Genomic DNA, 25,010 nt, shown 5'->3' on the forward strand with positions numbered 1-25,010 from the left:
CAAGCACTTCAGTCTTCCTGCAATAGACGTTGAACTTTAACAGTTAGTATTTTCTTTTAGATACAAAACGACCCTTGGCGAAGCATACGCCAAGGGTCGAAGAATAGAGTCAGTGAATAATGGAACGACTAGTATTGAAAGACACCGCGACCGTCGGTTCCAAGGAAGACACTGTTTGCATTTTGACGGTCACCTGCCAGCGCTGAGAACCGAGCAATCGTTGGATCTGCTAATTTGGTCCAAGTAGAACCATAATCTTCGGATTGATACACGCCGAGCTCAGAACCTACTTTGCCATAAATGTAAACGGCATAGCCCGAACCGGAACTCGACTTCCCGAAGCTGACCGCAGAAACCTTCGTCACTCCACTGAATTTAGTCCACGTAGCCGCGCCGTCAGTCGAACGCCACAGCCCACCGTGGTTGCTATTATAATCAGAATCATCACAGACCCAGACATCACCACCACTCGGATACGAAGGTGACGCGGGAGCAGGCACGAGTTGAGGCGTGCGCATATTATAGGTATTGCCATTGGTAATACTGGAAACATGTGACCAGGTCGCACCATCGTCGGTGCTCTTATAAATCTTATGCGCCGAGCTGCCAAAGTTGGCCATGTAGAAATCGCCATTCACACGGTCAGCTGCAATGGGTTGTCCCGAAATGTCAGTGGTATTTCCATTGGTATAAACACCAGAAATCTCTGAATTCGGTCCACCAGTCGACTGCGCCCAAGTAACGCCCCGATCCTCACTATAGTATGCACGTCGGCTGGTGCCGACGGGTAGCCAGACTAACTTGTCTGGATCGGTCGCTGATATGGCGACACGCCCCCCAGCAAGACTCGCCCCGTTGCCCGCCTTATAGCGAGGCTCTGCAAAGGGATTGCGAGATGAATTGCTGCTGGCGTAAGTCAGAGGACGATTATTCCACGTCAGGCCAGTTTCCGTCCAACTCGTATTGGAACATGCAAAAACCCCCACCCGATACTCAATTCCGGAACTCGCCGCCTGACGGTGCAGCCTCAGGCTCGCGGAAGTAATGGTCGGCATACCACTCAAATCAAATTTCAAATAACTCTGACGATCTTGACTAATATTCGACGTATAGGTGTGAGCGGCCTTTATAATTTCAGACGTGCCGTAATTATTGCCTCTAGCTGATGAAAGACCAGCAACGTAGGTATCGGCGGTTGGCGCGTAGGGACTCCCCGTCGCTCCGTTGATCACCAATTGAGGAATCAGGCTAGAGTCCGCCGACTCTTTCGAATCGAAGTTCACCGATTGACTCGTAAAATTTGTGGCATTCTTAGAAGCGATCACAAGAGTCACCGTCGAAACACCTTTAGCCTGCTGCGTCGCTAAGTATGTGCTCAGGTCCCACGTTTCCCAACCAGCAGCACCACTGTTCATTGTCTGTTCAGCAATTTGACCGAAGAGTAGCCAGGACTGTCCCCCATCGGTGGAATAACCTCCGCTACCGTTGCCAGAATTACCGTGCCAAACACGGGCCCAGGTATTATGATCAGCCTCGCTGAAATCGAGACTCGTGGTATTGGCACCCGATGGATTCGTCAACTTTCCGCCGTCTGCGCCCGTTGGGCGATAGTTGGTATCATTATAATAGAAACCATTCACATCCGCCAATGCGGTCATCAATTGAGGCCCAGTCGGTGCATTGAGAAGATCCATCACCACTGTTTCATCTTGGCCATGTTGTAACATATACCAGGTCGATCCGGATCCACCGAGGTTCTGAGCATCACGGGTGCGCGCCACGCCAAAGAAATCCGAGGCCCAGAGCTCATTCGAATCCGCAGGATTTATCAGCAAAGACGAAGTATTACCAAACCAGTAACCATTCAAGGTCGGCGTGCCGTCCGGCTCTTCACGTGTGCCATTATAAGAGGACTGCTCAGACCAGTTGGCGCCACCATCCGCGGAACGCCACAACTTCTTCGAGGCCTTGTCCGCTACGTAAACAATATTGCCCGTGCTGTCATTCGGATCCACAGCCACACCATTGAAGTAGGGATTGGATACTGAAGGAGTGATTGCGCTGATCGAACCACCGCGCGGCAGTTTAAACACACCTTCACCGCCACCAGTGATATAAAGCGTTCCATTACTGGCGATCTGCGCCCGGCGCGGCGTGTTAAAACTACCGGAAGACATGGAGACCTTAGACCAATTGCTACCATCAGTCGTTTTATACACCCCACCTGTTGTTGGGCTGGAGCCAGCATCAAAGACTCCGGCATAAGTAATCGTGTTTCCGCCATTCGCATCACAAATCACGAAGGTCACACCATAGTAAATGGGTTTGCCATCGTTCCCCGTTCCTGACACGCCAAAGGGAACCGAAGTCGAAGGAACTACCGACCACGTCCATGTGCCGCCAGATTTGACTCCTTTATGTAAACCAGTCGAAATAGACCCATACCAGATTGTGTCTGGATCATTTGGATCTACAACGAGACGCTCGCCTAAGAAGCGAGTGGATCCGGAGTTTGGCTTCATGGTGAGCCCCGATAGAATTTCAGTCCAAGTGCTCCCCTGGTCATCGGAAACAAAGATTTTATTCCCAGCCCCCATATAGACTCGGTCCAGATTACTGGGATCGGTTGCGATGGATTCAACGCCCATGAGATGATCGGCATCCGTCGTGCCAAAGGGAACCATGTAGTCGCTGATTGAAATCCAAGTCCCATTTCCTTGAGGATCATTAGAATCAGGCGACCAACGGAAGGCCCCGCCGACATCCGTGCGGCAATAAATTGCAGAACCATCCGCATTACTCGCCAAGCCAGTCACGTAACCGCCACCACCAAGCGGCACCGTCGTCCACGCAGGCGGTATATCGGCAGTCTCATAAGTCAGCGACGGCCAGTAATAGGAACCTCCATAGGCCTCTTTGCTGTAAACATTATAGCGGGTATAGTTGTTCGTCAGCCCAGCTACATCGGGACTCAAGCGGAAGAATACATACTCACCGGCTCCATCTCCATAATTGTAGGCCGCGTTTAGATAATCAGTCAAAACCTGATCATCTGCATACTTTGGCCCACTGCCAATAGATGGAAACAGCATATCATCTTTGACGATTATCGCACTGGAGTCATTTGTTCCGATATAGAAGTCGGTCGATAAGACATCGGGCTGATCCGAAACCCCCAGCGCATACAAGTCCGCGTTGAATGACGGTGTGCCCGTTTTATTTTGCAAATACAACCGCAGACTGGCATTGGAAAATTCCTGTCCATCGGGAAGCGTTGGTAATTGAAAAACAAATACAGAGTTCAATCCATTGGAACCGGAATAGCCCGACTTCATTGAACTCACATCGCTGAGACTGCCCGTACTACTCACCTGGCGATCTTCCGATAAGCCGTAGATTTTATAAGCATGCGTAATAGATGAAGACGAGAACAGGAGAGCAAAAACTCCAAGTATTCGAGGTATCTTACTTTTAGTTCTAAGGTATTTCATAGACATTTGGGGTTGGGTTAGTTGTGGTAGTGAGAATGCGTCACCGTCAAGAATGACGAGTCCGCACGCGGCTTTCGCACGCCTAGCATGCGGTAAATAGATTCACAATCACCACGACTAAACAATTAGGTGGTCAGCATCCTATTTGTGCCTGTAGTGGAGAATGATCGAAGGGGAAAAATCAATTAAAAGTCCGACCTCACAAAGACAACAAGTCGCGGCTAAACATCAATCTAGCTTAGACTTGGAGATATGGGTTCAGGGGGTTGGGTAAGGGCAAATGAACGCTGAGTCATTTCATAAATCAGAGAGCAACGTATGCATGTAACTGCAGTGTGTGAAAAATCACAAGCCACTGAAAACTTTATAAATTAGGTGACATAAAATTTACGATTGAGTCACTCACAGATGTGTAAAATTTCACTACTAGAAAAAGGAATGCCAGGCTCAACTCACGCGTTGACTCAATCTTTCCTCACTTGGACTCTTGCCCCAGAATTGCCGATAGATTCTTGAAAAATAAAGCGGATCCGAATAGCCGACATCTGCTGCGATGCGTTTTTGTTGCCAGTCTGTCTGATGCAATAAATAGCGCGCATACCGTAAACGTAGTTGCTTTACATAATCACTAGGACTGCACAATACCGCTTCTTTAAAACGTAATCGAAAATAATTAGGAGTGATACCACTACGCGACTGAAGCTCTTCCAGCACAGTAGCCTTTGTGTAATTCGTCTCAAGCCACTGCAACGCATTCTTGATCTCTGGATGTAAGCGACGCCCCTCATTCATAACTATGGATGGATCTGACTCAACTCTAGGAACAAAACGGGACAACAGCCCTTTCAGTTGCCCTTCAAGCTCCAATCGACGCAATGCCTCTGCGGCAGGCTCGCGACGATCCCATGCACACAGCATCTCTGAATAGTCTTTCTGAATGCTTTCAAATTCAGCTCCAATTACATGACGAAAGAAACAACCACCCGTGTGAATCTCTTTAGGATCATCATCGAACTCACACCAGATAATCTCGCAACCATGCCCAACCGCGGCCCAACTCCTTCGGCACCACGAAGGTATCAAAAAATGCGCTCCCTCGCCGAAGCTATATTCACGTCCCTCGATGGAGTAATTCAGCTGACCTTTCAACACGAGGATGAAACGACAGCTGGTAATCACCTCATCCCTAGCGCCCTGCCCCAGTAAATATGTTCTCCGATTGACCAGTAATACAGGTAAGGGTGAGCGCAAGCTGCGCTCTAACATTTCCCCAAGTACACGCTGTTTAAATTGATTCATCTCAAAAAAACACATTCTCTATAATATGTGTAAATTGTCCATGCATTTACGGATATGTGCCATGTGAATGACCTCGGAGAGGCTCTGCTAATATGCACAATACACCGCCATGCAAAACGAAACCATACATGAATCGGCGCGCAACATACCCGTAGTGGGCGAATATGACCTCTGCGTTTTAGGGGGCTCCTGCACCGGCGTCTTTGCGGCCATCCGCGCCGCCCGCTTAGGATTATCAGTAACCATAGTCGAGCGCATGGGCTGCTTTGGAGGTGTCGCGACCCTCTCGCTAGTAAACGTATGGCATAGTCCTTACGATGAAGTTTTTGCGAAACAGATATTTGCGGGGCTCTCAATTGAAACGATGGATCGATTAAAGCTGCGTCAGGCGGTAACAGAGTACAAAGCAAATCCGAATTTGGCCTGGGCCTTCAACTCCGCCGAATTACAAATCGAGCTCGATGAGATGATCCACGAGAACCAGATCACGCCTTGGCTGCATACCAGCTTTGTGGCACCTCATATCGAAGAGGGGCACTTGAGCTCTATAATCGTGGAAAATAAGTCAGGGCGTAGCGCACTGAAAGCGCGATTTTTCATCGATGCAACTGGTGACGGCGACCTCTGCCAACGCCTCGGATTGGAGACATACCGGGGCGCTCACCGACAACCATCCACGACCTGCGCACTCTTTGCTGGTTGGAATCATCTGAGTGCAATCAATTGGCAAAAACTGCTACTCGACCACGGCGAAGAGTTCGGGCTTCCGCAAGGATTTTGCTGGGCCTCCGCGGTGCCAGATTCCGACCTGCAAATGCTGGCGGGCACACGTGTCTATCAAGATTGCTCCGACGCTCGCGGTTTTACGCAAGCAGAGATCGAAGGACGCCGCCAAGTCAGAGCCATTCATGACCTGCTACGCAAGTATGCGCCGGATGCGCCAATCACTTTGCAGTCACTCCCCGCACGCATAGGTATTCGCGAAACTCGCCACGTTCGTTGCCACTATCAATTGACTGGAGAAGACGTCCTAAGCGGACGCGCATTTCCCGATGCGATCGCCAATGGCGCCTACCGAGTCGACATACACCACGACGATAAGCCCGGCATCACCTTCCGCTACCTTAACGGCGAGGAGTCCTACAGCCGCCCTGGGCACCCCAAGGAATTCGGCCGCTGGCGCCCTGTCAGCGAAGTCAACCCGACCTATTATCAAATCCCCTACCGCAGCTTAATTCCTCAAGGAGCCTTCGGCAACCTGCTGGCAGCTGGGCGCTTCATTGATGCCGATGAGCAAGCGCACGCCGCCATTCGTGTCATGGTCAATATGAATCAGACCGGAGAAGCGGCTGGCACAGCAGCATGGCTTGCCTTGAAACATGGCCAAAAGGCGGTGGATGTAGACGCCTCAAGCCTGCGAACCGTCTTACAAGAAAATGGCTCGATTATGCTGTAAGTATAACTCAACAGACTCGAAAAAAACATGCTTCGCGAGATCACCAGCAGGTTCCCAACGTAAGACGCTCCCGACATCATCGACTCATCATAAATCACACTGCCAGAGCAATTCACCCAGTCGTCAATGCTCCGCCAAAAACCGAGCGACCGCATCGACGGATTGCGCCTGCGCGGACAAATCCATCAGTTGCCAGCGGACACACCATTCAGATCAATACTTTTTTCGAATCGGTATTATTCACGGATGCATCCTATACCTATAGGCGGTGCATCAATTACCCGCGTACGATTGATCGACGAAATCTCACTCTACACAAAAAAGCGCCCGACGCACTTTCGCACGTCGGGCGCTAACTATATAACCCTAAAAAATTATTTACGACGTCGAGTGACGACACAGCCGAGAGCAAGGAACCCTCCTATCAAGGCGAAACTACCTGGTTCAGGCACAGCGCTCAGATAGCCACTCGCATCGATAAAGGCAGAACCGCCATTGAGCGTGATTTGAGAAAGCTGCGTCTCTGTCAAAGCAAAGGCATCTGTTCCGAAACGCACGCTGTCCACGCCTTCATCGAAGTTCAATATACTCAGAGTGACTGAGGACGCCCAAGCCTCGCCACTGCTATCGAGGAAACTAAGATCAGAGGCTCCCGAGCCGAGGTCGATTGTAGAGTTATCCGAAAGCAACAAGGTGCCCATGGCTTCACTAAATCCGTTGGTCGCAAAGCTGCCGCCATTTAACACCAGAGCACTGGCATCTGCGATACGATTTGCTGCGCCGATTGCCAGCGTGCCGCCACTGACCGTCGTGGCACCGGTGTAGGTATTGTCGCCGGTGAGTGTCAAAGAGGTGCCAGCACCCGCTTTAGTGAGAGCGACCTTGGCTGTGGCGCCATCGGTTATGAGTCCGTCAAAAGTGGAGTCATTGGTCGTACTGGAAACCGTGAGTGTCGCGGTGCCGGAACCGGAGTCGTTATTGGTGACGGTGCCTGAAAATGCTCCTGATCCGCCGTTGAGGCCGCCGACGGTTTGATTGAAGCTATTGAGGTCAAGGATGCCTCCGTTCGTGCTTCCGCCATTGATCGTCAGGATCGTCCCGGTAGGAAGACGGTCATTCGCAGTGGTCAAACGCAAGGTCGCGTTGGAGGACGTGTAGCCTGACGACCTTCCTGTGATGGTGGTCGCTCCCGTATAAGTGTTGGCTCCGCCTACATTCACGATAAGGTTACCAAGGCTTCCTGATGAGACATCGAGTGCCAGGACCTTTGTTGCATCGCTGGCATTGTCACTGAGCACGCCATCAAGGGTTAAAACACGGGTTCGGTTCACGCCAGAACCAGTCGAGGTCATGGTCAGTGTGGTCGTGGTGCCAGTCGCGACACTATCCCCCACGGTGACGTCGTTAAATATGGCGGTGGGACTTGACTCATTTGTGCTGGAACTGCCCTTATTGGTGCGAATCGTCGCATCACCAGTCAAGGTCGTGTTGCCAAAACTGACTTGGCCGTTATTCCAGCTACTGACAACAAGGCTCAGTGTCTGATTTCCGATCGAAAGATTGCCTAAACTGTAGGAGGAACCAGTCCCGGAGATATTAATATTCGAATCATCCGTAACAAGGATGTCGTTGGTCAGATTCGTGCGTGGCACGAAGGTCCCACCGTTGAGAGTGATTACATTGTTGCCGAGCGAACCTGCAGTGTTGGTGCCCAGCGCACCTGAGTCGAGACGGATGCCGCCGCTAAGGGAGTTTGACGCATTATTGATATTGATCGTTCCGCTTCCGGCCAGAATCAGTCCGTTCGTGCCAGTCAGCGTGCTATTCAAATCGGTAGAGACCGAAGCTCCACTGCTAATGCTTGGCGTGGCTCCAGAGAAATTCAAGGTGCCTCCGGTGACGGTGTAACCGTCCGTGTCGAAGTTGATGGCATTGACGTTGATGGTGGTGCCGCCAAGCGTCACAGTACCTGCAGTGCCGGCAAATGCCGCGATGTCCGCGCCCCCATTGGCCCAAACAAAATCTGTGCCGCCATTGGCCCAAAAAGCACTGGTGGTATCCCAAGTTCCGCTACCACCGCTCGGAGTCGCCGGAGTTAAGCCTGGATCAAAAGAATAAACGGTTTGGGCATACATGGATGGAGCCGCAACCAGAGTCAACATCGCTGCAGAGGCCAAAACGAGACGCCGGCCCATTCCCAAATCAGAAGTGGGGATTACTTTGGATGCAATTTTCATAGTTTTACCCGGGTTGAGCGCTAAGGCGCTGGTGTTCAAATCAGAATAATTCATATTAGATAGATGATCTTAGGGGGTTGAAGAATAGTACGGACAATCGTGAAGCAGAACCAGACAGGATAACTAACGACACGCTCTCTTAAATAGCATGTTTACCGCGCGCACAATAAACATATAACCTTAACAGTTAGGCCAATGAATTTCAGACTCAAACGGCACTTGGACTCGATTTTTCCGCGCCCGGACTCTTTCCTAAAAAACTGCCGATACATTCTGGAAAAATACAATGCTTCCGAATAGCCACCTCACGGCAATTCGCTTTAGTCACCAGTAGTGAGCGCTTGCGTGTCTCCATGCCGGATCAGAATGCATCAAACCCCTGCTCCAATTAAAAATCAGAAACCGCTTTTGCACCTAAATAAGCCGCGATGGAATCTACAGTTTGAACGATCTCAGGAAAATCGATCAGCTGCCAGCGGACAGTCCATAGACGACTCTCCCCTTTCTTCAAAAACCAGGTCGAGCGGAGGGTTTCGATCTCGTAGGTGGCTGGCAGTATCGAGAGACTACTGCACGCTCCCCCGGCTGGCCCGAACGGCCGGGCCAGGAAGTTGCGAGCGTGGTGTTAGAAGCCCCGAAGGCTCACATTGGAAAACAGGAGACCGCGTTTGCGCATGTCCTCCTATCACATCACGGGCAGCATCAGTGCGCTGCGATCTATTCTAGCATCCGTCGGATTAGCCACACAGGTTCGCCTGCGGTGGAAGCGACATCGCGAGGGGCTACGAATCCTAACCTTGGTTGCCTCCGCCAATGGTTCCTCGGGACGTATCACGACCGCGCATCCAATCTACATTATCCAATACCGCCCGCTGGGCACGCAACAACGGCTGTTCCATGTGAGCGACTGGTTTATAGGTCTGGCCGCAGATCGCGAAGCAGGACCCAAACATCGGATTAACGGCACGCAGCAACTTGCCCCACTGCCCCATGCAGACATGGAGAAAGGGCACATTCAGCGCGTTCTTCACTAGCACGGTTGTACGCAAGGCTTCGATCATCTCTTCCTCGCTGCGGACTGCCGAAGCGATCTTGACAATATCGCCACCGCGAGCCTCGAGGGCTTGGGCGTGCTCTAGGGTTTCCTCCATAGTCAGGTAGTCGAAAATGTGGGATGACATCATGACTTCGGCGCCGAGCGAGTGCACCTCCTCGATCACCTCCCGCTGTCGCTCGATGGCGCTACGATTCTGGGTGAGCTCTCTAGGAGTGCGGTCGAACATGTCGCCCACGAAGTCGATCATACAGGAGCCGGCACGCACGGCCATCACTTGCTCTGCGGTGAGCTGCTCGTCGCTCTTGCCTCTCTCCGCGCTGCGATAGTTCATCGTGTAGATCGGCTTGTCGCCGGCATAGTTGAAGATCCTCGTCAGGTCTTCCTCATTGATGTACTCCTGCTTCATCATTTCCAAATGCAGCGAGAACGCTTCGGTTCCATCATAGATGGCGTTACGCATGGTGGAAATAATTTCCTTCGGAGTGGGATCATTCATCGAAGTGATTAGAATTGGCTGCTTCTGTTTAGAGATCAGAGGCTTCGTGAATGGAGAGTGACTGCTATTGTTGTTCATCGTAGGGTCTTCCTAAGTTATTGGCTCACGTATGAGAGTTTGACGTCTTTATTGACAAGATTGGTGGGAACCTCGCCGCGCAAGGCCGCCGCAACATTCAGCGCGGCGATGCGACGCAGATCGATAGTCGATTCCTCACTGAACCAAGCAGAGTGTGGCGTGACCAAAGCGTTCTGGCAGGCCAGCAGCGGATGATCCTTTGGAATCGGCTCAGGGTCGGTGGTATCGAGCGCGGCCATGCCGATTTCACCGGTGTTGAGGGCTTCGAGAAGATCGTCCGTTTTGATGAGTGGACCGCGACTGCAGTTCACCAGGATGGCGTCCTGCTTCATCTTCCCAAGAAAAGTCTTATCGACGATACCTCTGGTACTATCAATCAAAGGCATGTGCAGACTGAGGACATCGGCAACTTCGAGGAGTTCATCCATACTGACGGATCGAGCTAGGACAGATTCATCAACAAATGGATCGTGAAAAACAATATCCATCCCAAGACCTGACGCCCGCTTAGCGAGTCCCTGTCCGATGGCTCCGAAGCCTAGGATTCCGAGAGTGCGGCCCTTGAGGCGACGTATCTTGCCCCCTCCAAGCGGCGCCCATTCACCCGCCTTGACCGCGATGGCGTGTTGGGTAACGCGGCGCCATGCAGAAAGTATGAGTGCCAGCGCGTGCTCGGCCACTTCGTCAACGCAGTAGGAAGGATTGTTGGTCACCATAATGCCAAGGTCAGTCGCCGCCTCGACGTCGATCGAGTCGTAACCGATCCCGTAGCGAGCCACTACCCGGCATTTTGGCATCCCTGCCAATTCACTGCGGTTCATCGGTTTTGCGTTTGTGGTCATGAGCGCATCACAGTCTTTAATCGCCTCCATGAAGGCTTCGGCTGGCTTTGCCTTGCAGAGAACAATCTCGACATCCGCTCCCAGAACTTCGCGCTCAATCTCAATGTTTCCGTCAACGTGTTCGGCTATAACTACTTTATGTTTCATTGGGTTCATACTTATTTTGTAAAGAGATTTTCCAGACGGCCGAGACCTTCGATGCTGGATTTGAGCAACCAGCCATCTTCGATAAACTTAGGTGGCTTGCGTCCTGAGCCGACACCATCGGGGGTGCCACTGAAGATGATATCTCCGGTGCGCAGTTCACAGATAGCAGAGAGGTATTCAATGAGCGTGGACACATCGAAGATCATGTTCTCCGTATTACCATCCTGCAGCATCTCGCCCCCGCCCTCGCAGGTCAGTCTGAGATGGTTCATATCTACTTCATCCGCGGTGGTCAACCAAGGCCCCATGGGCGCGAAGCCTGCATAGCTTTTTGCGATGCTGAACTGAGCCGGATTATTGGCCTTTTGAAGTCTGCGTTCCGATATATCTTGGCCCACACAGTATCCGGCGATGTGCTCCAGCGCCGAAGCTTTGCTGATGTGTCGACCGCTCTTTCCGATGACCACAACCAGTTCTACTTCCCAGTCGACCGTATCGGCAGGTAGACGAACGGTAGCACCCGGTCCCGCGATAGATGACGGGAACTTGGTGAATATCATCGGTTCATTTGGGAGCCCCCTGCCCACCTCTTCGCTATGGGCCTTATAGTTGAGTCCAATGGCGAACACCTGATTAGGATTCGGCACCGGAGACTCTAGACAAGTTAGATCCTGCTGTAGTTTCTCTGTGCTGAGCGAAGGATCTTCGCCTGGCCTACTTCGTTCGTACCATACTTTCAGCAAATCGAGCTGCGCAATGATCCGTTGCGAATCCGCACTAAATTTCCCTTCGGATGCCGCTTCGATATCAATGCCGCCTGTTGGTGTCACTATATGCGCACGTCCTTTAATATTTGCTATTTTCATTTTGTGTTAATTTGTCATGCTCAGTCACGGATGTCGGAGCCCTGCATGGCGAGCGTGCGACCGCCATCGACGATGTAGTTCTGCCCAACGATGAAAGAGGCTTCAGGCAGGACTAGGTAGTGGACGAGATGGGCGATATCATCGGGCGTGCCGATGCGGTTGAGAAAGGAATGATGCAGGGCGAAGGCTTCCGGATCGGCGGGCTGCTCGCGCGGGATCTGACCAGGAGACACGCAATTGACGTTAATGCCGAGGGGGCCGAGTTCCTTGGCCAGGCTCTTGGTGGCCGAGAGGATCGCGCCCTTGGAAGCGGCGTAGTCCACGCATCTAGCAAGTCCCTGCACGGCGACGGCGGAACCGATATTGACGACCTTGCCGGACTTGGCGGCGACCATATGCTGGGCGACGGCGTGAATGCAATTGAGCGTGCCGAAGAGGTTGACGCCGATAACATCTCTGACGACGTCCAGCGATTGCTCATGGAAGACTTTCATGCGGCTGCGGGCGCTACCGCCGGCGCAATTGACGAGTATATCGATGTGCCCATGGCGGGCGTGAACGTCGTCCACGGTGCGGCGGACTGCGTCGGCGTCAGTAATGTCGAGTCCCACGGCTTCGGCTTCGCCGCCGAGAGCAGCGACGGATTCAGCGTTCTTCCCAGCAAACTCAGCGCGGATGTCGAAAAGCACGATTTTGGCGCCTGCGGCGGCGAGTTTTCGGGCGACGGCGCCTCCAAGGACGCCGCCACCGCCAGTAATAATGGCGATCTGGTTTTTAAGTTTCATAGTCAAATTTTATGCTTTTGTGAAATCAGGTGAAAGTGTGTAGCCGGAGGCGGCGAGCAGGGGCTCATGCACGTGAAACTCGTGCGAATACGCCCAGGGATTTTTGATCTCGCCGCGGATGACGCGGGCGAGCTCGGTGAGTTGTTCGGTTTAGCGCCCGTGCATCACGGCAAGGCCGTTGTCATTACAATCATCGTCACGCGTCGAGCAATGGAAAGACGTCACCTGATCCGGGCGACCGAGCAGAGAGATAATAATATCGATAAGGTATCCACCGAATACATACAGGGAACCGCCTTTGAAATTGGCGACCCATTTGCGGTAGTCGTCGGCGTGGTTGTGGCCGATGCCGATCTGAGCGATTTTAATAGGTTTCATAGTTTGACGGCGATCAACAAATAGAATGCCGGCAATCCCCGCCTCCTTCCCGAAAGACCACAATGGTCTTTCGGCTTACGCTGCGGGGTCGTAGAATCCAAGACAACTTCTTGACTGTGCTCTGCTTCTGGCAAGCAGGATTGGAAGCCTCAACAATGTGCCCCTAATTATGATCTACGTCGGAGAGCAGCTATGCATAAGCTGAACCCACCTAACATGAGAACAAAAGAGGAAGACTCCGGAACCGCTACAAGAAACTCAGAAGAAGAAAGAACCGTGTCAGATATGCGCACCTCATCAATGAGCCCCCTCCAACGCTCATCAGGGCCTTTGGTTCCGTCCCAACCACCGACAGCTACATTAGCTGCAGAACCGGTTAATGACTGAGAATGCGCGACATTCTCGGACTGCAGTGCACCTCCATTCGTGAGATCCTGTAAATAAAATGTGATGTTGCTGGAATCGTAGGTCAGAGCGACGTAGTAATCCCTATTAAAGGCAAGATTGAGTGAAGACTCAAACGTAGTCCTATCACTACCATCGGTATTACCCGCAATAATCGCTCTCAGGCCACCATCATCCCGACTGACTCCAAAAGCAAAACTACGCTCATCAGCGTCAGTATACTCGTACTGCGAGACAATCCAAGGGTTGATGTTGCTAAGGTCTTCTAAATTGACATAGGCCTCCAGCGTGAACGTACCATTGGTGCCAATCGAATCCATCCAGCCATCATCAGCGACCGTAAAATTTCCCGCGATAGAAGTGCCAAGGTCAGCCAGACCGGTGTTGGACGCCCCGGACTGAGGAATTGGATTACTGAATGCGGAACCATTGCCACTTGATGGCAAAGGAGTGACCTGCGTTGGAGACGTGCCAACGACACCTAAGGTATGGCCGCCACCACTTGAGTCATCAAGGAAAGCCGTATCTTCAAAACGCCAATGGGCGAGTGTGGCCGCATTTGCCCAAGAACTAACGAGGCAAAACATGGAGGCAACTTTGATAAGATCGAAGGGGCGAATAGACTGGGTAGGTAAACGATTTATGTGCATGATGTTTACCTTGCAAAAATTGAATGCCCAATCAATTTCACACTCTATGCAACTGTTGCAAACCTGCGCCGATTTACATTCTCAAAATTGTATTAGATTTGTACTACACGCCTAACCACTCAGTGTATTCGTGTATGAAACAGCCTTCCTTTCGCCAAATAGCCAATAAACTGGGCTTGTCCGCATCGACCGTATCCCGTGCGCTCCATAAGGACCCACGCATCCGACCAGAGACCGCTAAGCGAGTCATGGATGCCTTGAAAGAGGAAGGTTACGAATTGGATCCCGCAGTTTCTGTAGGCATGTCCAAAATCCGGCAACGTAGCTTTTACAGAGAATCGATCGCATGGTGCGGGACTGCCCCTCGCGAGAGCTGCCCTTGGTTTGAACCCATGTTTCAATCCGCTGAAGACTACGGATCCAGACTAGGCTATAAGATTGAACATTTCTCCATAGAAAAAAAGTCCACTTCGAATTTCCGGCAACTGAGCAACAAGTGGAAAGCGCGAGGAATTAATGGCGTCGTACTCGGTCCTTTTAAGGACCAACAAAGAAATCTTTCCTTTCGGTGGCGAGACTTCGCATGGGTGGTCATCGGCCATCCGTTTGAGGATCCAGCACTACATTCGGTAGGACGTGATTTTCTAGCCGATATACGTAGAGCCTTAGATTGGCTCAAAAAGCAAGGCAGTCGTCGTCCATGTTTTCTCCAACAAAAAGACTCAAGTTACGCGTATAAGAATCCTCTACTGCTATCAAGCATTACAAATTATAATGATACTCACGCCAACACCCCCACTCCTTGCTTTGAACCCGACGATCAAAATCCGGAGGCTTTACGCTCTTGGGAAAAGCAAAACCGACCGGATGGCCTGATCCTCCCGCACTACCCCTCCCCTAAGCTACAGCGGTTGCTTCAGCCGCTGCTGGATACGATACCCGTTGTTTTTTTAACCTCCCCAAACGTTTCGATACCTTCAAACCATGCTTATTTTCAACCCCGCCTTGAAGTCATGGGCCAAGCTTCCATCAATTTATTGCATCGCCTGCTCTTCAACCGGGAGTTAGGGATTCCGTCTTACAAGCAAAGCATCTATTTGGATTCAAATCTCGTCGCTGCCTCCGTTGATTAAGGCTAGTCATAAATGCTCCGCCAAAAACTGAGCTACCGCCTCGGCTGATTGCGCCTGCGCGGGCAAATCGACCAGTTGCCAGCGCACACACCATTCCCGGCTCTCGCCAATGCGTAGTGGCCATGTCGGACTAAGAGTTTCGACCTCGTAGGTTGACCGTTCCGTATTCACATACGCCTGCAAATTACTCCGTTCCAGATAAAGCTCGTTTGGCTGGAACTGTATATACTGGCAGAAGGCTTGCTCTGCATCAACCATCGCAATCCAATGACCATAACTCCCTATTTTTTGCTGCTCATCCCGCGCCCATTCGAACTTTAATACCTGCGAATCCTCAAGGCTTTTAACCACAGGCGCTGCAGGATACTCCGCAGGCCATCGTCGATAAGGTTTACGATATTTATGTGTCTTCGCCGGAGCCACGGATTCCATCAAAATATAATCTCCGCCCCGCACTCCAGTCACTGCCCAGACATGCACGGGATACACACTTTCGGCCAACCTTTCGACTCGGTAGCTGTGCAGCACCTCGGAACTTTCAGCAAGCAGTTCGATCTTATGAGTGACTTGCAAGCCAAGTTGTGGACTGATACCGCTACGCATTACCAAGCTGCTCGCGGTCTTCGAAATAAGCTCCCAAGGCGCACCATCAATCACGGGGTCAAAACCATCGTTATTGTAAATTTGAAGATTCAGGCCCTGTGCCGTCGGCCACATACGGTCGCCCCCCCAGGGATGCCAGTGCCAAGACGGAATCGACGCTTGATCAAAAACCACAATCCAATCGTCGGCATCATGCTGTTTAAAAGAAACGATGCGCCCAACATCCAACGCAACTCCCAGCGTGACCACTCCGTTGTCGATTGTTTCGACTGGGCCAAGATGCTTATACATCGCACCAGCTGAAAGTAAGGGAGCAATTAAAAAGCTTACACCAAAGAGCAACGTTCTCATCATACAGCTATCGATACTGAAATCACAATGTAAAGAATAGCGCACTTTATCAGCGCTCCGAGAGTGGCCTCGGCGGATTGTTATCGATCACATTTCGAAGTGTTATTTTCAAGCCTTCGGGGTCCTCTCGCGTGGGATAGGCATCGGACAGCACAATAATGGTTCGTTTATCTGGAGAAATTGCCTTTGGGCCTCCGGTCCGCAACTTCCAACCAGTATCAACACCTTCATACGCCGCGATTTTGACCCAGACTTTATTTCCTTCGGGATAAGCAAAAAAAGCTTCTTCACCTACAAGGATTTCCTTAAATTCATCACCCACTTTTGCCGCGATTTTGCGTTTAGAAAAATTAAATACACGAATCGTATTGAGAGGATGCGCTTCGATCGAAGCATCCACTGCTCGCAGAGCAACCGCCGGCGCAGCTTGTTTTGAATTTGTATTCTGAATACTCGCGATCAGCACAAGATTCTCCCCCTCCGAAGGCAATGTGGCTTCGGCCACTGTTACTTTAACTGGCGGAAGCTCTGGATCGGTAGCTGGCACATAGCAGTAAAGCTCCAATTTGCCTGATTTGGGGGCTTGATAACTCGCCGATAGCGCTGCGTCTCCTGCAAACAACGGAACCTCTTTCGAGCCAAGCTGATAAAATAGCTTAGGCGCGGCCCGTCTGACTCCTAAAGTACGAAAGCTTTGCTCGACGGCCACTTGCGCCTCAAGCACTTGCCCCTGCAAGCACAATACTACTAGCAGCAGAAAAGTTAAAGTATGCATTAGATTTCTTCGGAGGAGAGCCATCGGAATTTTACAATTTTATATTTTCGGCCAAAACTTTGATTGATCTCATTGGCCAAGGATGGATGCAATTCAACAGGCTCACTGCTATCAACGTATTCGGTTGTGCGCTGTACGATAGCTTCGCACCAAGCACGTCCGTCAACCTCTTGAGTTACCGGGTTAATAATCTCCCCGTAAGAGCGAATTTTAAATGTATCGGAACGCGCAGTCAGCGTAGATCCGACAGCGGAAAGGATGTCTGCTTGCGTCAGAAACTGTGGCGCAAAGGCGGACTTCGAACTGTAGGGAGCAACAGAAGCAGAGCCCCCTCGCATCGCGTCGAGGTCATAATAACTTCCTTTTGAGTAACTCGGTGCATCATCAAGATGCTGCACCGAATCGCTATTTGTAGCCAACGGGCCGGTGGTAATTGCATCGATCGCGGCTTGCAGAGTGCCTTTTAATCGCTCGTCCACAGACGCTGTGAGTGTGCTGTCAACTAAGCGGCGATTCACAAAGTCGGCCATCGAAACGAAAGGACCACGATTGCGAATTTCAGCGACGATATTCCGAGCGAGTTGAGCGATCTGCTCCTCGTCCAATTGACGAAAGCCTTGCCAGCTGCTACTTTCCGAATTAGGCGCAAGGGTCGGCTTCGAAAATCGAGCCAGTGCCGCTTGTAGTCTAATAGCGGATGGATTTTCATTTACCGGATCATAGGCGAGTTTATTGATCCCACCTAACACAGCCCGCCAAGCCTGCTCGGAGGTAGAGTTAATATTAAATCCACCATCAAGCTCCAAATGAGTCGCGGCTAGGCTTGCATCCTTAAGCTCCGCTTCAGTGTAACCATCACGTATCTGTATCCGTGAATTAGGAAGCTGCACAGGAATAGGAGTATCTGCATCGTCTGTAATGGCCCCAGTCCCTGCATGGGGAACACTTGAAAAGAAGTAACGATCAAATAAGGATCGATTTAAATTCCAAGAATAGTCATAATAGACCTTAACCAGTGGCGTTGGAACCGTCCCTTGATTGTTACTGAGATAGAGTACTTGATCACGCGATGCCAGGCGATAATCGGCAAGACTATTACCGATCGCATAACTAGGATGTCCGTCAGTATAGCCTAAATGAGCATGCTGAAGTTGCCCTAGACTAAGAAGAGACTGAGTGTCCGGGCGAAATTCAAAAAGTGTCGATTGTATGGTTTCATCATTTGCTTCTGCGTCCAGGCTGTAACCGGACGAGGCATCTTCATTCACACCGACAATGAATTGCGGCCAGTCAATATAATTAGAACTGGCAGTGTAGGCTGGCGGGCTGGAATCGATACCATCGCCATTCGAACCTAAACGTCTAGGTTGACGCATCACAATCATTGCACGTGGGTTACTCTGCGCGATCCAACGTATCCCCGAGTGACTAAATTGAGCTTTAACAGTTTGAGCAAACACCGGCTGCGTGACCGATGACAAGGGCGCGGGCCCTTGAATCAAACCTGAGCCCGAGCTATAGGCCTCGTTGGTACCCGCATACAAACGAGTAAAGCTCTGATACCACCTCTTACCATCCGATGTAGCATCATAGCCAAGCGGTTCTTCACTCACGACTTCCCCCAGGTAAGCACAGGCTTCACCGGAACGTAAATTATCCTTGGCAATGTATGCGTAAGGCCAAGATCCTGAAATAGATGGTATGGTCTTCGTGGCGCTGGTCGAGGTCGAGCGAACGATGGCAACGCGATAAAGGGTATTCTCATCCGTGCCTGCACTCTTACTGGAAATTGCAGAAAGCCGGGTATATCCAGAAGGGTTGAACCCTTGAGTGAGTATATTCTGTGGTTCACCATTACTATCGGCTTGATAAATTTTGCCACTTTCTGCGCCTTGCAGACTATAGATATAACTTTCGCCTGGTTGCAGTGTTGGGGTTCGAACAACAAAACGAAAATAACTACCCGATGGACGAGAATGGGAGCCTGATCGCGTGCCGCCCGCACGATTCAGGCTGCGAGTTTCTTTCACCTTCCATGGCATGCCGTTCCTGGCCTCCGAGGCTTCGTCGTATTCCTGCAGTTGCATCCAAGTAGTTCCACTATATCTACGCTGAAAGCCGACTTCATAATCATGAGCTTTAATCGGGGTGGTATATGGATTCCATAGTACCGCGATTGGGAAGACTGCGAGTTCGATACTGCTGCCATCCTCGCCGATGACATATTGGAAACCCAAGGAAAGATAAGTGAGCACCGGGGAAATCCCCCCTGCTGTCTTGCTAGGCAGGCGCGGCGTTAATTCGCTGCCAGCAGAGGTTTGTGCAAAACTCCGTAGTTGCCCCCAAGTTGGAACGTCGAAATCAAAATCAGGATCACCGGGTGGATCACTGCTCACCGTGGCAAACAAAGTCTCATCGTCGGCGGGTGTCGTCGCACCGGTGGCCAGCAATGCAGAGAGATCTTGCTTCATTCCACCTGCATAGCTGTCTGTGATTAGAGAGCTCGAATACGCGGTTAAATCATGGTAGCGATAGGCAATTAATTGCTCTAGCGTGTCCACATCTGCATCGTTGCTAGTCAGATGCGTGAGATCTTTCAAACCGATCGTTTGCAGCAATCGACTATGACTTGGATCATAAGCGGACTCAGCTCCTGTGGGATCAAGCTCCAGCATACTAGCTGCTTCCAAGGAGGTTTGGTCTGTAGTGTGCACTGCATCCATCAACTCAATGGCTGTACGTGGTGTGGATACAAAAGCATTTTGAGACTCAACTAAAGTGCTCGGCATCGGCAAATTTACGCGTGCCTTACTCGCCTCATCACTGATCCACCATGCATAGCCGCTGACAGAATCCGAATCACCAACCGCGATTTGCTGCAAAGGTGCCGCAACATAATCGACCAGCGCATCGCCCACGGTGTTTGGGCCGACGAGTAAGCGCGCGGGCTGATCAGCAACAGTTATATTGGTAGAGATCGCGGTCGCTCCTGTTAAATTGGCGACCACATCATTCGGGGTAAATGCCAGAGCGGACGGTATATTAAGACGGTCGCCCAAGCCTTCATTGCCGCTGATAAGCCAGTTCATTAACTTGGCTTGACTGCCCTTAGTATCAGATGCGCTAACAATATCCGCCGCCGCTAGATGAGGTTGCTGTGTATAATCAGCCGCCGCTCCATTACGATAAGCACCCAACCAATGTCCGCTAGAATCCGTCGTATTTACCAGACTCACATCCATATCCGAGCGAGCGGTTATACTCTGATCCACCCCAGTATATTTTTGTAACTCTCCTAGTGCAATCGTAATGCCTAAACGAGCATTTTCTTGGGCGAGTAGCTTTGCTTTGTTACTAGAGCTGAGATTTGTTTCTACCGAAACTAGTGTCGACATACTCAAAAGCAACAAAAGCACAAAAGCCATCAAGCTTAGTGCGATCACAAGGGCAAAACCTCCTTGGGCACGAGACTGCTCAGAACTTGAAAACATGGGTATAATAATAAGATTCAGACGGGATCAGAAAATCAAAATGGAGAAATCTTTCCTGAAAGTAGAACTGGTAGAGAATACAAATAGCCTAAAACTAGACATACAAGGGGTGACGGTTAATAGTCATCATGTAAATCTTAGTAATTGACAACCATCCCTCTACTTTATCAGTTAGCAAAGAATCAACAAGTCCCATATCGGGCGAACATAAGCTCACTCAAAGATTATGGCAGAACCCAAACGCGTACGTTTAAAGGACATCGCAGCCGAAGTCGGCGTGTCCACAATGTTAGTATCGATCGCACTGCGCGGCATGCCAGGCGTCTCAGAAGCGACGCGCAAAAAGATCCAAGCATGCGCAGATAAAATGGGCTATCATCCAGACCCGGCCTTGTCAGCTCTGGCTGACTACCGACGACGCACACGTCCGGCACACTCTTATGCCCAAATTGCATATGTAACAAATTATGCGACCCCCAACCCGCCTCTGTGGAACTTTGCCAACGAGTTCTTACTGGGAGCCCAAAAGCGCGGTTTAGAATATGGCTACGAAGTCATCCCCTACTGGCTTAAAGAGCACGGATGCACGCTCCGCAAAGCGAGCTCAATTCTATTCAATCGTGGCATTAAAGGTCTATTGATCGCACCACTACCTGAAGAAAACAGCCAGCTGGACCTGAGCTGGAAATACTTTTCAGCGGTGGCCATCGGGACTTCACTAGCCTCACCGAAGCTGGATTACGTAGCTTTCGATCACCATGAGGCGATGCAAATGACCCTCGAGAAGCTGCGAAACAAGGGGTATCAACGCATCGGCTTATTACTGCGCAATCCTAGTAACCGATTACGCCATACATCATTGGACGCGTATCTAGGTGACCAATACCGGATCCACAAAGACCGCATGATCCCTCCCTTGCTTCAGAGCGATTTTTCATCCTCTGAATTCTGGTCATGGTATGACACGCACAAACCGGATGCCATCATCACCGACAGCGATTTAACTATCATAGACCTCTTAAATGAGCGAGGCCTGAAAGCCCCGCAAGACGTCGGCGTGGTCTGCTACAGTAAGCACAGCACCGAAAACATTCATATTTCTGCAGTGAATCAAAACCTACAGAACATCGGTGCCACAGCCGTGGATCGCTTGCACACGAACCTACTGCGTAGTGCCTATGGTGTACCTGAGCATTCCTACGCCACTCTGGTACATGGGAACTGGTCCGAAGGCACCACTCTCAAAAAATAGAGTGAAGCCTAGGCATATGAGCGATGCTCAAGCCTAATTGATAAAGTTCGCGCATTGTTGTCAAAAACAGGCAATTGAGCGCAAGTTATAGCTCGAATTCAACCACATGACTTTGAACTGATCCATACCAACAGCTCTGCGCTCATCCGAGCTCCCACGCTCACTCCCCAGCCCCGGCGAAAACGCCAGACTCTCTCCCCCCACCCATAAACGATCCATGAAATTCCCCCCACTCACTTGTTACCGGTCCAGTTTAGCAAGCTTAAGCCGCATCACAGCCACGGCCATGCTAGCCCTACCGCTGATATTGAGTAGTCTCGGATGCTCGCAGCCATCAGAAGAATCACAAGTCTCCAAGCAAGACACACTCGAAGCGGGCTTGGCCGCATTACGTGTTTTTGATTTTGAGCAGTCCTATGAAACCTTCCAGCAATTAAGTGCTTCCGTTCAGAAAGAGGACGAAATGTGGCCCTTGGTGACCTATAGCCACGCAATTTCAGCTTGGTTAAAGACCCCGACCACCGCAGAGGGCGTCGCCGAAGCAGTGCGTCTACTAGACTTACTCAGTCAAGAAAAGCCTAAGTCTACTTATACTGCAAGTGCCCTGCTCGATCTGGGACGCATTACAGAAATCTCTAATTTCCGCGGCGACACTCCAGACGTCGTCACAGCGCGTCGCTACTATGAACGTGTGCGCACGGAGTTTCCCAACAGTGAAATGGCGATTCGAGCGACCTTGTTTCTAGCTCAAACCTACGCACAAACACTCAATCCCGCAGATATTCATAAAGCGATCGATCTACTCGACGCCTGCTTACAAGACCCCGCGAACGCGGCTTGGGTGGGACTCATCGCTCAATATGTCGGCGTACTTTACGAACAGTATTTAGATCAACCCCAAAAGGCGATCGACCCTTACATGCAGGCAGCTCAAGCAGGCCTCGCCCGCCACGCTGACACCGACTCGGTGCTGTGGCACATTGGAGTTCTCGCACAGCGAGCGGGACGTGACCAATTGGCAGCACAGGCCTATGCCCAAATTATCCGTGATTACCCTCGCACAGTATACCGCAGCGTGAGCCAAGAGCGACTGGAGCAAATACAAAAAGAAGCTTCGAAAAAAGAGATCGACCGCCGCTAAACACAATAAAGCCCTACGAACCTAGCGCGCCTCCCCCTCACTAGACGTGCAAACCTAAACGCCCATCGAACGAATGAAATCTGTATTCTCAAAGTTCAACACAAACTGGCTCGCAGCCGCCCTCCTCTGCGCAGCCTTCATCTACAGCGCCTTTCGTTTTTATGCGACAACGCAAGAACTCGCCCAAGGCAGTGGTGAGGACGAACAGAAGATCCTGCGCATTACTCACTGGCAACTTGAACCGGGATTCCGCGAAGCGCTCGAATGGGTCATCGACGAATATAACGCCCTCCCTGAAGTTAAGGCCGCCAAGGTCCGCGTCATGCAAGCCCCGGTACCACAGCGCGTCTATAATCAGTTTATGAATGTGCATCTCATCAGCGGCACCGCAGCGGACATCGCAGTGAAGGGAGGCACAGAACTCATCAAAGGCAGTGCACTGGCACAGTTTTACGCGCCACTCGGGAGCTATATCGAAACGCCCAACCCTTACAATGCCCCACAATACTTGTCCCCGCATCTATCTGAAGAAACCGCAAAGTTTTTGGAAAATGCTCCTTGGCGTGACACTTTCTTCGATGGTCTACTCGGTGGGTATGATAACAATTTAAGTGATTATTACGGCATTCCCATCTGCGCCACTGGCGGCGTGCGTCTATTCTATAATCTCGACATACTACAGAAGGTTAAGGCCTTCACCCTCGAACAAAGCACAGCTGCATCGGATCCTGTATGGCTACAACAACTTTGGCGCAGTCCTGACAATCAAGACGGTTACATCCCACGCGCCAGTGGCATTGCGTGGCTAAAAAATAATAGCATTCCGCAAAGCTTGGGCCAGTTTTACCTCTATTGCTACGCGGTAGAAGAATATGCCAAGGCCACAAACAACGAGCATTTGGTACCCATTTCCGGCAGCAGCTATCCGCAAAATGACGTCGCCGACGAATATAAAGAAAGCTTCCTCGCCAGTCTAAACCCAAACATCGCCCGCAAGCCGGATGCCATCGAAGTCTTTGCCGCCTACGAAAGCGGTGAATGGAGCTTTGAATCCGTACAGTTTCAAGAGTTCTTTAATATGGTGGAGACCACCTCCAAATTCTATCCACGCGGTTATTTGGGCTTAGATCGCGAACAAGCACAGCGCCGCTTTGTCTTAGGCATGGCAGCCGTTATCCGCACGGGCGGTTGGGATGCCTCCAGTATCCTCGCGGGCATCAGCAAGCGCGATCAAGTTGAAGATCAATTTGAAGTCGAGATCGCACCCGCGCCCTACCCAGCCGAAAACGAACGCTGGGCAGATTTGGTAAAAATGCGCCTCTCCGAAGCAGATGCCCGTGGCGTCGCTCCCTTCGCCATCAATAAACAAAGTCCATATTTTGACTGGGCACTCGATTTTCTACGATTTGCCACTTCGCATCGTATCAATCAGGAATTTAGCAAACGGGCAGAATGGCTCCCCGTCACCATCGGAGCGGATCCTCCAGAATCCATCGCAGCCTTCAGTCCGATCGTTGAAGGCTTTCCCGTCCATTTAGGCATGGGTTTCATGGCACGCTATAGTAGTGCAACGCCGCCCTCGATGAAGAACGCTTGGACAATCAATTTCAACCTCTTTGCCACCGGGGACCTGACACGTCAAGAGATGGTCGACAACTTAGAAGCTACCTTTGAAAACCCTAACTTGGGCATCCCCAAAGCATGGGCTATTCGATATCAAAAAGCGAGCGACGGCTCACGTGCCTTTAATCGTTCCGCGGTCGTAGAAAGGCTCAGCAGTATGCTTGGCAACGAGGCTGCCGCACAAAGAGAGAAAGCCACTCTCTTCTCGATTCTGACTAGCGACGAAGGCATCATGGTCAAAAGAATCTGGCAAAAATCTCATCCGAACGAGCCCATCCCGGTAAACTAAGCGAGTCATCGCAAATAATTTCCCCATGCCTATTCAATCCGACGTTCCTCCGATCCCTGTGCCTGACGCCCATGCCAAGGGTAAAATGCGTGCCAAGCTCTTTCAAAAGAGTAAGCTCTTTGTCGCGCTCTACCTACTGGTGCTGCCGACCACGCTTTCGCTGCT

At 51.0% G+C, this 25,010-nt stretch carries 17 protein-coding genes; 6 read left to right on the forward strand and 11 right to left on the reverse strand.

Annotated features, from left to right (window positions below; translation table 11 throughout):
• Positions 1 to 128: 128 nt before the first annotated feature.
• The gene (locus tag QEH52_RS15175; RefSeq protein WP_308951591.1) at positions 129 to 3,491 is read right to left on the reverse strand and encodes a CBM96 family carbohydrate-binding protein; all 3,363 of its coding nucleotides are present in this window, start codon (positions 3,489 to 3,491) and stop codon (positions 129 to 131) included.
• 447 nt (positions 3,492 to 3,938) lie between these two features.
• Entirely contained in the window at positions 3,939 to 4,790 is an 852-nt protein-coding gene (locus QEH52_RS15180) for a helix-turn-helix domain-containing protein (protein WP_308951593.1), read from the reverse strand.
• Between the two features lie 109 nt (positions 4,791 to 4,899).
• Between QEH52_RS15180 and QEH52_RS15185 the strand changes: the two genes are divergently transcribed.
• The gene (locus QEH52_RS15185; RefSeq protein WP_308951595.1) at positions 4,900 to 6,246 is read left to right on the forward strand and encodes an FAD-dependent oxidoreductase; all 1,347 of its coding nucleotides are present in this window, start codon (positions 4,900 to 4,902) and stop codon (positions 6,244 to 6,246) included.
• 374 nt (positions 6,247 to 6,620) lie between these two features.
• Here QEH52_RS15185 and QEH52_RS15190 read toward each other — a convergent pair whose 3' ends face one another.
• From QEH52_RS15190 to QEH52_RS15210, 5 genes are all read right to left on the reverse strand, one after another.
• Positions 6,621 to 8,537: a beta strand repeat-containing protein gene (locus tag QEH52_RS15190; protein ID WP_308951596.1), complete on the reverse strand. Its 1,917-nt coding sequence runs from the start codon at positions 8,535 to 8,537 to the stop codon at positions 6,621 to 6,623.
• A 737-nt stretch (positions 8,538 to 9,274) separates the two neighbouring features.
• Complete coding sequence (locus tag QEH52_RS15195) at positions 9,275 to 10,036, reverse strand: type I 3-dehydroquinate dehydratase (protein ID WP_308951598.1); 762 nt, start codon at positions 10,034 to 10,036, stop codon at positions 9,275 to 9,277.
• A 95-nt stretch (positions 10,037 to 10,131) separates the two neighbouring features.
• A complete protein-coding gene (locus QEH52_RS15200) occupies positions 10,132 to 11,103 on the reverse strand; it encodes a C-terminal binding protein (RefSeq protein ID WP_308951600.1) in 972 nt (323 codons plus the stop codon).
• Between the two features lie 11 nt (positions 11,104 to 11,114).
• Positions 11,115 to 11,969, reverse strand: coding sequence for a fumarylacetoacetate hydrolase family protein (locus QEH52_RS15205; protein ID WP_308951601.1), 855 nt, complete (start codon positions 11,967 to 11,969; stop codon positions 11,115 to 11,117).
• A 20-nt stretch (positions 11,970 to 11,989) separates the two neighbouring features.
• Complete coding sequence (locus QEH52_RS15210; protein WP_308951602.1) at positions 11,990 to 12,754, reverse strand: SDR family NAD(P)-dependent oxidoreductase; 765 nt, start codon at positions 12,752 to 12,754, stop codon at positions 11,990 to 11,992.
• Between the two features lie 81 nt (positions 12,755 to 12,835).
• Between QEH52_RS15210 and QEH52_RS15215 the strand changes: the two genes are divergently transcribed.
• On the forward strand, positions 12,836 to 13,156 hold the full coding sequence (locus QEH52_RS15215) for a hypothetical protein (RefSeq protein ID WP_308951603.1): 321 nt from the start codon (positions 12,836 to 12,838) through the stop codon (positions 13,154 to 13,156).
• 143 nt (positions 13,157 to 13,299) lie between these two features.
• Here QEH52_RS15215 and QEH52_RS15220 read toward each other — a convergent pair whose 3' ends face one another.
• Positions 13,300 to 14,187 (reverse strand): LamG-like jellyroll fold domain-containing protein, encoded by an 888-nt coding sequence (locus tag QEH52_RS15220; RefSeq protein WP_308951604.1) that lies wholly within the window; start codon positions 14,185 to 14,187, stop codon positions 13,300 to 13,302.
• Positions 14,188 to 14,321: 134 nt separating this feature from the next.
• On the opposite strand from QEH52_RS15220, the gene QEH52_RS15225 reads away from it, so the two are divergent.
• Positions 14,322 to 15,320 carry a LacI family DNA-binding transcriptional regulator gene (locus QEH52_RS15225; RefSeq protein ID WP_308951605.1) on the forward strand — a complete coding sequence of 333 codons (999 nt, stop codon included), beginning with the start codon at positions 14,322 to 14,324 and terminating at the stop codon, positions 15,318 to 15,320.
• A 6-nt stretch (positions 15,321 to 15,326) separates the two neighbouring features.
• Here the strand turns inward: QEH52_RS15225 and QEH52_RS15230 are convergent, their stop codons facing one another.
• From QEH52_RS15230 to QEH52_RS15240, 3 genes are all read right to left on the reverse strand, one after another.
• Positions 15,327 to 16,214 carry a hypothetical protein gene (locus QEH52_RS15230; protein ID WP_308951606.1) on the reverse strand — a complete coding sequence of 296 codons (888 nt, stop codon included), beginning with the start codon at positions 16,212 to 16,214 and terminating at the stop codon, positions 15,327 to 15,329.
• 109 nt (positions 16,215 to 16,323) lie between these two features.
• On the reverse strand, positions 16,324 to 17,049 hold the full coding sequence (locus QEH52_RS15235) for a hypothetical protein (protein ID WP_308951607.1): 726 nt from the start codon (positions 17,047 to 17,049) through the stop codon (positions 16,324 to 16,326).
• On the reverse strand, positions 17,049 to 20,444 hold the full coding sequence (locus tag QEH52_RS15240) for a helix-hairpin-helix domain-containing protein (RefSeq protein WP_308951608.1): 3,396 nt from the start codon (positions 20,442 to 20,444) through the stop codon (positions 17,049 to 17,051). The genes QEH52_RS15235 and QEH52_RS15240 overlap by 1 nt, the downstream gene beginning before the upstream one ends.
• 322 nt (positions 20,445 to 20,766) lie before the next feature.
• Between QEH52_RS15240 and QEH52_RS15245 the strand changes: the two genes are divergently transcribed.
• The 3 genes from QEH52_RS15245 to QEH52_RS15255 all read left to right on the forward strand — a co-directional run bounded on the left by QEH52_RS15245 (position 20,767) and on the right by QEH52_RS15255 (position 24,845).
• Complete coding sequence (locus tag QEH52_RS15245) at positions 20,767 to 21,792, forward strand: LacI family DNA-binding transcriptional regulator (protein WP_308951609.1); 1,026 nt, start codon at positions 20,767 to 20,769, stop codon at positions 21,790 to 21,792.
• A gap of 217 nt (positions 21,793 to 22,009) precedes the next feature.
• The gene (locus QEH52_RS15250) at positions 22,010 to 22,933 is read left to right on the forward strand and encodes a tetratricopeptide repeat protein (RefSeq protein WP_308951610.1); all 924 of its coding nucleotides are present in this window, start codon (positions 22,010 to 22,012) and stop codon (positions 22,931 to 22,933) included.
• A gap of 73 nt (positions 22,934 to 23,006) precedes the next feature.
• Positions 23,007 to 24,845, forward strand: a complete 1,839-nt coding sequence (locus QEH52_RS15255; RefSeq protein ID WP_308951611.1) for an extracellular solute-binding protein — start codon at positions 23,007 to 23,009, stop codon at positions 24,843 to 24,845.
• The last annotated feature ends 165 nt before the right edge of the window (positions 24,846 to 25,010 follow it).

The organism is Thalassobacterium maritimum, assembly GCF_031127805.1.
Classification (GTDB): domain Bacteria; phylum Verrucomicrobiota; class Verrucomicrobiia; order Opitutales; family Coraliomargaritaceae; genus Thalassobacterium; species Thalassobacterium maritimum.